General features: G+C 36.5%; 16 protein-coding genes. 12 read left to right on the top strand and 4 right to left on the bottom strand.

Annotated elements, in window-relative coordinates; genetic code table 11:
* The first annotated feature begins 6 nt into the window (after positions 1-6).
* Positions 7-1,125 carry a tripeptidase T gene (locus tag QUF93_RS21925; protein ID WP_002122364.1) on the top strand — a complete coding sequence of 373 codons (1,119 nt, stop codon included), beginning with the start codon at positions 7-9 and terminating at the stop codon, positions 1,123-1,125.
* 61 nt (positions 1,126-1,186) lie between these two features.
* Here QUF93_RS21925 and QUF93_RS21920 read toward each other — a convergent pair whose 3' ends face one another.
* The gene (locus tag QUF93_RS21920; RefSeq protein ID WP_289360185.1) at positions 1,187-1,387 is read right to left on the bottom strand and encodes a hypothetical protein; all 201 of its coding nucleotides are present in this window, start codon (positions 1,385-1,387) and stop codon (positions 1,187-1,189) included.
* A 142-nt stretch (positions 1,388-1,529) separates the two neighbouring features.
* Between QUF93_RS21920 and QUF93_RS21915 the strand changes: the two genes are divergently transcribed.
* Entirely contained in the window at positions 1,530-2,768 is a 1,239-nt protein-coding gene (locus QUF93_RS21915) for a DNA polymerase IV (RefSeq protein ID WP_289360184.1), read from the top strand.
* 120 nt (positions 2,769-2,888) lie between these two features.
* Positions 2,889-3,017, top strand: a complete 129-nt coding sequence (locus QUF93_RS21910) for a hypothetical protein (protein ID WP_002122360.1) — start codon at positions 2,889-2,891, stop codon at positions 3,015-3,017.
* A gap of 104 nt (positions 3,018-3,121) precedes the next feature.
* Here QUF93_RS21910 and QUF93_RS21905 read toward each other — a convergent pair whose 3' ends face one another.
* Positions 3,122-3,373 (bottom strand): DUF3932 family protein, encoded by a 252-nt coding sequence (locus QUF93_RS21905; protein WP_002111702.1) that lies wholly within the window; start codon positions 3,371-3,373, stop codon positions 3,122-3,124.
* Between the two features lie 189 nt (positions 3,374-3,562).
* Here QUF93_RS21905 and rnz point away from each other — a divergent pair, with 189 nt between their 5' ends.
* The 5 genes from rnz to sdaAA all read left to right on the top strand — a co-directional run bounded on the left by rnz (position 3,563) and on the right by sdaAA (position 6,989).
* Complete coding sequence (gene rnz, locus QUF93_RS21900) at positions 3,563-4,486, top strand: ribonuclease Z (protein ID WP_289360183.1); 924 nt, start codon at positions 3,563-3,565, stop codon at positions 4,484-4,486.
* 434 nt (positions 4,487-4,920) lie between these two features.
* A complete protein-coding gene (locus tag QUF93_RS28935) occupies positions 4,921-5,109 on the top strand; it encodes a PTS sugar transporter subunit IIC (protein WP_353050851.1) in 189 nt (62 codons plus the stop codon).
* 128 nt (positions 5,110-5,237) lie between these two features.
* Positions 5,238-5,384 carry a hypothetical protein gene (locus QUF93_RS21890; protein ID WP_002122352.1) on the top strand — a complete coding sequence of 49 codons (147 nt, stop codon included), beginning with the start codon at positions 5,238-5,240 and terminating at the stop codon, positions 5,382-5,384.
* Positions 5,385-5,432: 48 nt separating this feature from the next.
* Complete coding sequence (gene sdaAB, locus QUF93_RS21885; protein ID WP_002122350.1) at positions 5,433-6,092, top strand: L-serine ammonia-lyase, iron-sulfur-dependent subunit beta; 660 nt, start codon at positions 5,433-5,435, stop codon at positions 6,090-6,092.
* Positions 6,093-6,110: 18 nt separating this feature from the next.
* Positions 6,111-6,989, top strand: coding sequence for an L-serine ammonia-lyase, iron-sulfur-dependent, subunit alpha (gene sdaAA / locus QUF93_RS21880; protein WP_002122347.1), 879 nt, complete (start codon positions 6,111-6,113; stop codon positions 6,987-6,989).
* A 58-nt stretch (positions 6,990-7,047) separates the two neighbouring features.
* On the opposite strand, the gene proI is transcribed toward sdaAA, so the two are convergent.
* Complete coding sequence (gene proI, locus QUF93_RS21875) at positions 7,048-7,887, bottom strand: pyrroline-5-carboxylate reductase ProI (RefSeq protein ID WP_289360182.1); 840 nt, start codon at positions 7,885-7,887, stop codon at positions 7,048-7,050.
* A 165-nt stretch (positions 7,888-8,052) separates the two neighbouring features.
* Here proI and QUF93_RS21870 point away from each other — a divergent pair, with 165 nt between their 5' ends.
* Positions 8,053-9,006 (top strand): MBL fold metallo-hydrolase, encoded by a 954-nt coding sequence (locus tag QUF93_RS21870; RefSeq protein WP_289360181.1) that lies wholly within the window; start codon positions 8,053-8,055, stop codon positions 9,004-9,006.
* Between the two features lie 9 nt (positions 9,007-9,015).
* On the top strand, positions 9,016-9,810 hold the full coding sequence (locus QUF93_RS21865) for an SDR family oxidoreductase (RefSeq protein ID WP_289360180.1): 795 nt from the start codon (positions 9,016-9,018) through the stop codon (positions 9,808-9,810).
* 30 nt (positions 9,811-9,840) lie between these two features.
* On the opposite strand, the gene QUF93_RS21860 is transcribed toward QUF93_RS21865, so the two are convergent.
* The gene (locus tag QUF93_RS21860) at positions 9,841-10,026 is read right to left on the bottom strand and encodes a YqzH family protein (RefSeq protein WP_002122336.1); all 186 of its coding nucleotides are present in this window, start codon (positions 10,024-10,026) and stop codon (positions 9,841-9,843) included.
* Between the two features lie 224 nt (positions 10,027-10,250).
* Between QUF93_RS21860 and argC the strand changes: the two genes are divergently transcribed.
* On the top strand, positions 10,251-11,288 hold the full coding sequence (gene argC / locus QUF93_RS21855; RefSeq protein WP_289360179.1) for an N-acetyl-gamma-glutamyl-phosphate reductase: 1,038 nt from the start codon (positions 10,251-10,253) through the stop codon (positions 11,286-11,288).
* A 10-nt stretch (positions 11,289-11,298) separates the two neighbouring features.
* Positions 11,299-12,522: a bifunctional glutamate N-acetyltransferase/amino-acid acetyltransferase ArgJ gene (gene argJ, locus QUF93_RS21850; RefSeq protein WP_289360178.1), complete on the top strand. Its 1,224-nt coding sequence runs from the start codon at positions 11,299-11,301 to the stop codon at positions 12,520-12,522.
* Positions 12,523-12,524 lie beyond the last annotated feature (2 nt).

Genomic DNA, 12,524 nt, shown 5'->3' with positions numbered 1-12,524 from the left:
AGTCTTATGATTAATCAAGAACGTTTAGTAAATGAATTTATGGAGTTAGTACAAGTAGATTCTGAAACAAAATTTGAAGCAGAAATTTGCAAAGTGTTAACAGAGAAATTTACTGCTTTAGGTGTAGAAGTATTTGAGGATGACACGATGGGTGTGACTGGTCATGGTGCAGGTAACTTAATCTGTACTTTACCAGCAACAAAAGACGGTGTTGATACAATTTATTTCACTTCTCATATGGATACAGTAGTTCCTGGTAATGGAATTAAGCCTTCTATTAAAGATGGATATATCGTATCAGATGGTACTACAATTTTAGGAGCCGATGACAAAGCTGGATTAGCATCTATGTTTGAAGCAATTCGTGTCTTAAAAGAGAAAAACATTCCTCATGGTAAAATTGAATTTATTATTACAGTTGGAGAAGAATCTGGTCTTGTTGGTGCAAAAGCGTTAGACCGTGAGCGTATTACAGCAAAATATGGTTATGCATTAGATAGTGATGGAAAAGTTGGTGAAATTGTAGTTGCAGCGCCAACACAAGCGAAAGTGAATGCGATTATTCGCGGGAAAACAGCTCACGCTGGCGTAGCACCAGAAAAAGGTGTATCTGCAATTACTATCGCAGCAAAAGCAATCGCAAAGATGCCACTTGGTCGTATCGATTCTGAAACAACTGCAAATATTGGACGTTTTGAAGGTGGTACACAAACAAATATCGTTTGCGATCATGTTCAAATTTTTGCAGAAGCTCGTTCTTTAATAAATGAGAAAATGGAAGCACAAGTTGCAAAAATGAAAGAAGCATTTGAAACAACTGCAAAAGAAATGGGTGGTCATGCAGACGTTGAAGTAAACGTTATGTATCCAGGATTTAAGTTTGCTGCTGGCGATCACGTTGTAGAAGTTGCGAAACGTGCAGCTGAAAACATCGGTCGTACGCCTTCTCTTCACCAAAGTGGTGGCGGAAGTGATGCGAACGTAATCGCAGGACATGGTATCCCAACAGTTAACTTAGCAGTTGGTTATGAAGAAATTCATACAACAAATGAAAAAATTCCTGTTGAAGAATTAGCGAAAACAGCAGAATTAGTTGTAGCTATTATTGAAGAAGTAGCGAAGTAAGTAATAAAGTAAAAAAAAGTAAAAAAGACGTGTGAACCAATTATGGTTTACGCGTCTTTTTTTATTTTGATTCAAGTGCTTTCACAAGGCGGATAAGCCAATATAGGAAAATCCATGGCAGTATATAGGTTGTTACGATACTTAGTAAACGTGGAAGGAGCCCTGCTACGTTTATATCAAAAATAGGAAGTAATAAATAATTAATTAAGATGACTAATATAATAACGAGAAATGTATAGTTGAGTTTACTATTTGATTTCACAATAGATCACTCCTTTTACAATAATATCCATAGTTCATATAAAGTATAGCAAAAATAAGGATAAAAAGAATAAGTAATTATTATATTGTACATGAATTTGATATAATGAAAGAACAAACGTTCTTTGAAAGGGGTGAGTATTATGCGAGAAATGTATCCGAAAAATGGACGTGTTATTTTACATGTAGATATGAATTGTTTTTTCGCATCTGTTGAAATTGCTCATGACCCATCATTACAAGGAAAGCCATTAGCGATTGCGGGGAATGAAAAAGAGAGAAAAGGGATTATCATAACATGTAGTTATGAGGCGAGAGAAAATGGAATACGTACGACGATGCCTCTATGGGAAGCAAAGAGATTATGTCCGCAATTAGTTGTGAGGCATCCTAATTTTACATTATATCGAGAAGCTTCATTTCAAATGTTTCAAATTCTTTCCCGTTTTACAGAAAAAATACAACCGGTTTCGATAGATGAAGGGTATTTAGATATTACAGAGTGCTATGCACTCGGTTCGCCTCCTGAAATAGCGAAGATGATTCAACAAGCGTTACTAACAGAGTTACAGCTTCCATGTAGCATCGGAATCGCTCCAAATCTTTTCCTAGCAAAGACTGCTTCAGATATGAAAAAACCTCTTGGTATTACAGTACTTCGAAAACGTGATATCCCAGAAATTATTTGGCCACGATCCGTTGCAGAGATGCATGGAATCGGAGAGAAAACAGCTGAAAAACTAAAAGACATTCATATACATACAATTGAACAGTTAGCAAAAGGAGACGAGCATATCATTCGCGCTAAAATTGGAAAGCACGGTGTTGATTTACAAAAACGTGCAAAAGGTATGGATGACAGGGAAGTTGATCCAAATCAAATGGGACAACATAAAAGCGTTGGAAATTCGATGACTTTCTCAAAGGATATGGATGAAGAAAAAGAATTACTTGATATGTTAGAAAGATTATCGAAATCAGTAAGCAAAAGGTTACAAAAACGAACTCTCGTTAGTTATAACATTCAAATTATGATTAAATACCATGATCGTCGCACAGTAACACGGAGTAAACAATTGAAAAATGCAATTTGGGAAGAACGGGTTATTTTCCAAGCGGCATCCCGTTTATGGAAGCAACACTGGGATGGTGATTCTGTTCGTTTGTTAGGTGTTACGGCTACTGAATTAGAGTGGAAGACAGAATCGGTAAAACAGTTAGATTTGTTTTCATTTGAAGAAGATGCGAAAGAAGAGCCGTTACTTGCTGTTATTGATCAAATCAATGATAAGTATGGAACACCTATTTTACAGCGAGGTAGTCAATTATTACGTAAGCAAGAGAAGTCGTTTCAGCAAAAATTAGAGAATAAGTTTATGTAGAAGTTGTTAGAGATTTAAACCTTTCTTTTTTAGATGGAAGAGAGGATCTAGCCATGCGTAGAAGCGGTCAAACCCTTTTTTAGCTCCATGCTAAGTTGAAAACAAGGAGAACAAACGAGTATGGAGTGTGTCGGATTATGCATAGCTGTTGCTTATTTGTTGAAAGTGAAAAAATGGGTATATGTAAAAGGTGTTATGGATATAAACCCTTCTTTTTTAGATAGAAGAGAGAATCCGGTCATGCATTGAAGCGATCAGATCCTTTTTCAGCCCCATGCCAAGTTGAAAACAAGGAGAGCAAACGAGTATGGATATAAATAAAAAGCACTGTAATCAGTGCTTTTTATTATAGATTATGAGATTGTAGGGTTTTCAAAAATAACAATCTCTGAGCTATTTGTTGTTGAAACGCGTTGTGCGTAATATGTTAAAGCTGAAGAAATATATGTTGGTAACGTCTCATTTGTATGTGATGTTGTATATTCATGAATTAATTCTTTTAAAGTCGTCCACTCTAGTTGTGCTGGATGATCAGAAACGAAAGAACTTACCCAGCGATCAAATGAAGATGAAAAATCAGTCTGTAAACGAAATACTTCTTTCATAATAAAACGCTCCCTTTATATATGATATAGTTATATTACTACAAAATACGAACAATTGTTAAGTTTTTTATTTCAAACGTTCGTGTTATATAGTTGTCTAGATGATTGGTTATGTAAATTCAATTTGCCATTTGAAATAACATTCCGTAAGATGAAAGATAGATTATATAAAGAGCTGGAGGAAAGAAAGTGGAATTTGTATTTTTAGGAACTGGTGCAGGTGTTCCTTCAAAAGGAAGGAACGTTTCAGCAATCGCCTTACAATTGTTAGAAGAACGAGGGCAAACGTGGCTATTTGACTGTGGTGAAGCGACTCAGCATCAAATTTTACATACATCTGTACGCCCAAGACGCATTGAAAAAATATTTATTACCCATTTACATGGAGATCATATTTTTGGTTTGCCGGGTTTATTAGGGAGCCGTTCTTTTCAAGGAGGAACGACGCCGTTAACAGTGTACGGCCCAAAAGGAATTAAACAATTTATTGAAGTAGCATTATTAGTAAGTACGACACATGTTAAATATCCACTTGAAATCGTTGAGATTACGGAAGAGGGTATTGTGTTTGAGGATAATGAATTCAGTGTAGAAACAAAAAGGTTATCACACGGAATCGAATGTTTCGGATATCGAATTGTAGAGAAAGATATACAGGGAGCTCTTTTAGTTGATAAGTTGCTGGGAATGGGTGTGAAACCGGGTCCAATCTTTAAGCGTTTAAAAGATGGAGAAGTAGTTGAATTAGAGAATGGCACAGTGTTAAATGGAAAGGATTTTATCGGCTCGCCTCAAAAAGGAAGAGTTATTACAATTTTAGGCGATACACGATATTGCGAAGCGAGTAGAGAGCTTGCGCAAGATGCCGATATACTTGTTCATGAAGCGACTTTTGCGGCAGAAGATGGACAGCAAGCACATGACTATTTCCATTCAACAACAGAACAAGCTGCGCGTATTGCATTAAATGCAAATGTAAAGCGATTAATATTGACTCATATTAGTTCTCGTTATCAAGGAGATACATATAAGGAATTGCTGAAAGAAGCAAGAGAGTTATTTTCTAATACAGAAATCGCGATGGATTTGAAATCATTTCCAGTAGAAAAGTAATATTCAAAAAATGGTAACATATGTTTGCCATTTTTTTTATTTATAATAAAAAAATTTTTTACTAAAACTGTTATCATTTTATATTTATATTGGATAATACAGAAAGTTGTAATGGTTTAGAGATATAGGATAAAAATATATAATACCGATTATTTAGAAAAACTGTTATATAAGTAGGACGACATACAAGTGATACAAATAGGGAAAATAGATTTTTATTCAGAAATTTTAAAATTCAATAAAAGTAAGCGTTTCATAAAAAACAAGCTATAATGAGGGCACATTATAATTTACATCATGCGTTTTAGTCATTTTTCGTAACAAACGAAATTGACTAAACAGTGAGAGAGCATCATGGAGATTATTAAGGGAACGATATTACTATTATTTGTACTAAGTCTTTTTCACTCTTTAGTTTTAAAGCTCCAAACGGTATGAAAGCAATGGGGGCTTTAGCAAATGCGGCCGTTGCAAGTTTCTTAGTTGAAGTTTTTCAATTATACGTTAGTGGAGATTTAATTGGTATACCATTTTTAAAAGAGGTTGGACGATCAGCAGATAGTCTAGGCGGAGTAGCGGGTGCCACTTTAGTTGCATTAGCAATGGGTGTATCACCTGTTTAGGCTATGCTTGCAATGGCTTCTGTGTTAAACTTTGGATTGCTACCAGGATTTATTGCTGGTTATCTTATATCATTTTTAGTAAAACAAATTGAAAAACGTGTACCAGAAGGATTAGATTTAATGATCCAATGAAAGTAACGCTATATTTCTTATGTATTATGGTATCTGGTATTATTTCAGGATATATTGGTTCACTGCTATTCAAAAACTATCCAATTCGTACAGCGGAGCAAATTCGTGGTACGGCTGGAAAAGCAACAGGTGTGGCAGCTTAATAGAATAGTAGAAAATAATTTTTTCATAGAGGTTTAGGGGGAGTTATGATGAAGTATCGCTCAGTGTTTGATATTATTGGTCCGGTTATGATTGGTCCATCAAGTTCACATACAGCAGGCGCAGCAAGAATGGGGCAAGTTGCTCGTCAACTGTTTCGTCATGAACCAGAGAGAGTTAGCATTTCATTATACGGTTCATTTGCAAAAACATATCGTGGTCATGGTACGGATGTAGCACTAGTTGGTGGAATACTAGGATTTGAAACAGATGATTTACGTATTCCAAGTGCGCTAGAAATTGCACAAGAACGCGGGATTGAAGTAGAATTTATTGAAGAAGATGCAAATGCTCCACATCCAAATACAGCGAAAATTCGTCTGTATAAAGGTGAAGAGGAAATCGAAGTTGTTGCTTGCTCAATTGGTGGCGGTAAAATCGAAGTTGTAGAATTAAATGGATTCGATCTTCAATTATCAGGAACGAGTCCAGCACTTCTTATTGTAAATAACGATCGCTTCGGCGCTATTGCAGCTGTAGCTTCAATCCTTGCAAAACATGAGATTAACATTAGTACAATGAGTGTTTCTCGTAAAGAAAAAGGAAGAAGAGCGCTTATGGTCATTGAAACAGATGAATTATTAGCGGATGAAGTAATCGCGGAAATAAATGGGCAACAAAATATTTGTCAAGTAACTATTATGGATTAATTGCAGGGGGGACACACCATGTTTCGGAACGCAGCGGAACTAGTGGCGCAAGCTAAAGAACAAAATGTAAAAATCGCAGAAATTATGATTCAATGTGAAATGGATACAAGAAGTATCTCAAGGGACGAAGTAATTGCCGGAATGGAAAAGAACTTAGTCGTGATGGAACAAGCAGTAGAACGCGGTATTCGTGGTGTAAAATCACCGACTGGTTTAACTGGTGGGGATGCTGTGAAAGTTCGAGAGTATATGAAGAGTGGAAAAGGCTTATCTGGGGATACAATTTTGGACGCAGTGAGTAAAGCAGTTGCGACAAATGAAGTAAACGCAGCGATGGGGATCATTTGTGCAACACCAACAGCAGGATCTGCTGGAACAGTGCCAGGCGTCCTGTTTGCACTTAAAGAAAAATTACAGCCGACACGTGAAGAAATGATTGAATTTTTATTTACAGCAGGAGCTTTCGGTATGGTTGTTGCGAATAATGCTTGTATTTCTGGTGCGGCAGGAGGTTGCCAAGCTGAGGTAGGTTCAGCAAGTGGAATGGCAGCAGCAGCAGCAGTTGAGATGGCTGGTGGAACACCAGATCAAGCAGCTACAGCGATGGCGATTTCATTAAAGAATATGCTTGGTTTAGTATGTGATCCTGTTGCAGGGCTTGTAGAAGTACCTTGTGTAAAACGTAATGCAGCAGGAGCTGCGAATGCCATGATTTCAGCTGATTTATCATTAGCTGGTGTAACTAGTACAATTCCATGTGATGAAGTCATTGAGGCAATGTTTAGAATTGGACAAACGATGCCGGTAGCACTTCGTGAAACAGCAGAAGGTGGACTTGCAGCAACACCAACAGGTCGTCGTCTGCAAGAAGAGATTTTTGGTAAGAGTAATAACTAAAAGCATATCATATGATTAAAATAAAAAACGGAGCTCAAATAAAGTTGAGCTCCGTTTTTTATTTTTCTTTTGCTATTTTTTCTAATGTTTTTCCAAGATCGTGTGATCGTTTCGTTGCTTGTGTAATACAGGAAATTAATGCTTGTTGAAAATCATGCTCTTGTAATACTTCAATACCTGCTTCGGTAGTTCCGCCAGGAGAAGTAATTTCTTTTCGCAAAATAGAAGGATGTTTTTCGCTTGCTTTTAGCATTTCAGCAGCACCAATCATCGTCTGAAGAATAAGAGATTTTGCAACATCTTCTTTTAAACCAATTTTTTTTGCTGCCTCTTCCATTGCCTCTACCACGTAATAAATATAAGCTGGTCCACTTCCGGATAATGCAGTGACAGCATGCATATCTTCTTCCTCTACAACAGAGACGAGACCAATCGTTTCAAATAACGACGTTGCAGTTCGAATATGTTTCTCCGTTGCGTGTACTGAAGGTGAGATAGCGGTAGCGGATTTTAAAATGGCCGCAGATGTATTTGGCATTGCACGAATAATTGGAACATCTTTTTGAAGTAGGTTTCTAATTGAATGAGTAGAAACACCTGCTAATAACGAAATAATAAGCAAGTCATTATTTATGTATTCTTTAAGAGGAATAACCGCTTCTGCAACATCCTTTGGTTTCATTGCTAGAAAAAGAATATTTGTATTAGCAAGTAGTTCTTTTTTGTTATGCGTACCTTTGATACCATATTTTGTATGTAGCTCTTGTAACCTTGTCTCGTTAGAACGATTACTTACGGTAATTTGTTCTCCTTTAACAACATTTGCGTGTAACAATCCACCAATAATCGCTTCGGCAATAGAACCTGCACCGAGAAAGGATATGTTTTGAATAGACATGATGTTCCTCCTTTAAACTTGGTTAGAAATACTTATAAATGTACATACATTCGTTTTTTTATAGAAAACACCTCTTTTTATCTGAAAATAATGACAAATTTATATAGAAGTTGTAAACTGAAGAGGTATTCATTTTTGAACCGGAAAGAGTCAGGGGGGCTAAGCATGACGGCGATTCACCGAATGGAGATTCCTGTGCCATTTGCAGTTGAGACAGTGAATGTGTTTTTAGTTGAGGGGGAGACATTAACATTAATTGATACAGGGACGAATACAGAAGAGGCAAGAAATGCGTTAGAAAGTCAATTAGGTGCATTAGGGCATAAGATAGAAGATATTGAAACGGTAGTCATTACGCATCATCATGCGGATCATTGTGGACTTTTAAATACATTTTCTGAAAAAGTAAAGATTATTGGACATCCTTGGAATGAACCGTGGATCACGCAGAATGCTGAATTTTTAAAGAGGTATCATGAATTTTTTAAAGAGACGGCCTTGCAGTTCGGCGTTCCAGCAGCATTTTTGAATGGTGAGGAGTTATTAACGACAAAGACACTTAAATATTCTTGTAATAGATCGTTAACGCATACTGTGAGAGAGGGAGATCGTATTGATTCTTTACCTGGGTTTACAGTGATTGAAACACCAGGTCATGCTTCTACTCATATTTCTTTATATAGAGAATCCGATGGAATATTAATTGGTGGGGATGCTCTCATTAGTCATATTTCTTCGAATCCCATATTAGAACCACCATATGAAGGGCAAACAGAAAGAGCACGTCCATTGCTACAATATAATCAAACGTTAAAACGTTTAAGTGAAATGAATATTTCACGTATTTTATCAGGGCATGGAGAAGATGTTCTGAATGTGAACCAACTTATTGAAACAAGATTACAAAAGCAAGAGACACGTGCGTTTAAAGTGCTGGAGCTATTAAAGGAAAAACCAATGACAGCATTTGAAGTATGTGTAAAACTATTTCCGGTATTATATAAAGAGCAATTGCCACTTACTATCTCAGAAACTGTTGGACAATTAGACTTTTTAGCATATAATCAACAAGTGATGATTGATGAATCTTCACAACAACTGATTTATTATGCAAAGTAGGTGACAGCAATGACGGGACGTTTACAAGAAAAAGTAATCGTCATTACAGGTGCTTCTAGTGGAATTGGAGAGCAAGTTGCAATGCAGGTTGCAGAGCAAGGGGCGACGCCGGTATTAATGGCTCGAACAGAAGAGAAGCTACAAGCATTAGCAGACAAAATTAAAGCAACTTATAATACGCCTTGCTATTACTATGTATTAGATGTAAGTGAAGAAACGAAAGTACAATCTGTTTTTTCAAAGGTATTACAAGAAGTAGGACGTATTGATATATTGGTAAATAATGCGGGGTTTGGTATTTTTAAAACGTTTGAAGATGCGTCAATGGATGAAGTAAAGGATATGTTTCAAGTAAATGTATTTGGATTAGTAGCTTGTACGAAAGCGGTATTACCTTATATGGTAAAAAAGAACGAAGGACAAATTATTAATATTGCTTCATTGGCTGGAAAAATTGCAACTCCGAAGTCGAGTGCTTATGCAGCAACAAAACACGCTGTATTAGGATTTACGAATAGTTTGCGTATGGAATTATCGAATACAGATGTTTATGTAACAGCAATTAACCCAGGACCGATAGATACGAACTTTTTTGAAATAGCTGATCAATCAGGTACATATGTGAAAAATATGGGACGTTACATGTTAAAACCAACATATGTAGCAGAACAAATCGTAAAATCGATGCAAACGAAAAAACGTGAAGTAAACTTGCCGAAGTGGATGGGGATTGGGCCGAAGCTCTATGCTTTATTCCCAGGTGTATTTGAACGTGTAGCAGGCAAATCATTAAGTAAAAAATAGGAGATTTCCATATGGAAATCTCCTATTTTTTTATTTTCCAGTCACATAATCGTAGACGATATCCTCAACTGCCTCGTATACATCAATTTCATTATTTGAATGAATTATCGTTTGAATATGTTTAATTAGCATTTCCTGATCCTCTTTTGAAACAGGATTACATTGATATTGCCGAAAACTTTTTGTAATCATTTTTTCAATTAATTTTTCATTCATGTTTTTCCCCGCCTGTATGTATACATGTATTGTTTTATTGTACTTGAAGTGCAATGGAAATACTACTATACATTGTTTTTGCATAAAAATTCGATTATGTATATTATTTTTCTAGTAAAATTAAGAATTTTAAGTTTTGAAAATTTATAAATATTTAATTGACTCTATAAATATACAATATTATAATCATACTTAATTTAAAGAATGGATATGAGGAGGAGCTTATGAAAGTCGCAATTATTGGAGCAACTGGATATGGAGGGATTGAGTTAATTCGGTTATTAGAGCAACATCCGTATTTTTCGATAGCATCTCTCCATTCTTTTTCGCAAGTTGGTGAGTGTATAACAAATGTATACCCGCATTTTCGAAATGTTCTCGTACATACATTACAAGAAATTGATGCGAAAGCAATAGAGAAGGAAGCAGAAATCGTATTTTTAGCGACGCCGGCAGGAGTATCGGCAGAGTTAACTCCAAAATTATTAGCAGTAGGGTTAAAAGTAATTGACCTATCTGGAGACTTTCGTATGATAGATCCTTCGTCATATGAACTGTGGTATAAAAGGCCAGCTGCACAAGAAGAAATTCTTAAGAAAGCAGTTTATGGGTTAAGCGAATGGAAAAGGTCCGAGATTCAAAATGCAGATTTAATTGCAAACCCAGGATGTTTTGCTACAGCCGCATTATTAGCGATAGCGCCGTTAGTACGCAGCGGCATGATCGAAGAAGGTTCCGTTATTATTGATGCGAAATCAGGGGTATCTGGAGCAGGCAAAACGCCAACAACAATGACTCACTTTCCTGAGCTATATGATAACTTACACATTTACAAAGTAAATCAACATCAGCACATTCCAGAGATTGAGCAAATGCTTACAGAGTGGAATAGTGAAATGAAACCAATTACATTTAGTACACATTTAATACCGATATCGCGGGGGATTATGATTACGCTTTATGCGAAAGTGAAACAGGAAATGAAAATAAAGCAACTTCAAACTTTGTATGAAGAAACGTATGAACATTCAGCTTTCGTTCGAGTTTGCGCTCAAGGAGAATTTCCAAGTCCGAAAGAAGTAAGAGGCTCAAATTATTGTGATATTGGGATAGCTTACGATGAAAGAACAGAAAGAGTCACGGTCGTTTCTGTTATAGATAATATGATGAAAGGTGCAGCTGGGCAAGCGATTCAAAATGCAAATGTATTAGCGGGATTGGAAGAGACAACAGGTTTACAACATATGCCGCTTTATCCATAAGGGGGACATTATGATTAAAGTATCGTCTATTACAAAATTAGAAAATGGTTCAATTGTAACGCCGAAAGGATTTTCAGCAATTGGTACTGCAAATGGTCTGAAAAAAGAGAAAAAGGATTTAGGTGCAATCGTTTGTGAAGTACCAGCAGCATGTGCCGCTGTTTATACAACAAATCAAATACAAGCAGCTCCCCTGCAAGTAACGAAAGAAAGTATAGCAGCTGAGGGGAAATTACAAGCAATTATCGTCAATAGCGGAAATGCAAATGCTTGTACGGGAATGAAGGGGCTACAAGATGCATACGAGATGCGCGGATTAGGAGCAGAACATCTTGGTGTGAAAGAAAATTACGTCGCGGTAGCTTCAACAGGTGTAATTGGTGTCCCTTTACCGATGGATATAATTCGGCATGGAGTTGAAACTCTTATACCAACAAAAAACGTAAGTGGGGCACGTTCTTTTTCTGAAGCGATTTTAACGACGGATCTTATAACGAAAGAAACTTGCTATGAGATGATAATTGATGGGGAAGCAGTGACCATTGCTGGGGTCGCAAAAGGTTCAGGGATGATCCATCCGAATATGGCAACGATGCTTAGTTTTATTACAACAGACGCCAATATAGAGCATGAAATATTGCAAACAGCATTATCACAAATTACGAATCATACGTTTAATCAAATTACGGTGGACGGAGATACTTCTACAAATGATATGGTCATCGTTATGGCAAGTGGATTATCAGAAACGAAAACGATGAATATGGAACATAAAGACTGGGAAACTTTCGTATTGGCTTTACAAAAGGTATGTGAAGATTTAGCGAAAAAAATTGCACAAGATGGTGAAGGGGCTACGAAGTTAATAGAAGTAAACGTGTTAGGGGCTCGAATAAATGAAGAAGCAAAGAAAATTGCAAAACAAATAGTCGGTTCGAGTCTTGTGAAAACAGCAATATACGGTGAGGATCCAAATTGGGGACGAATTATTAGTAGTATTGGGCAGAGTGAAGTAACTATTAACCCAAATACAATTGATATAACTCTTCAATCTATCGCCGTATTAAAAAATAGTGAGCCTCAAATGTTTTCTGAAGAGGAAATGACAAAGAAGTTACAAGAACATGAAATAAAAATTGATGTGTGTTTACATTTAGGAGATGAAACGGGATCAGCTTGGGGCTGTGACTTAAGTTATGAATATGTGAAAATAAATGCTTGTTATCGTACATAAGG

This window comes from Bacillus hominis (assembly GCF_030348325.1).
GTDB lineage: Bacteria > Bacillota > Bacilli > Bacillales > Bacillaceae_G > Bacillus_A > Bacillus_A hominis.
This window is presented reverse-complemented; position numbering and strand designations above follow the sequence as displayed.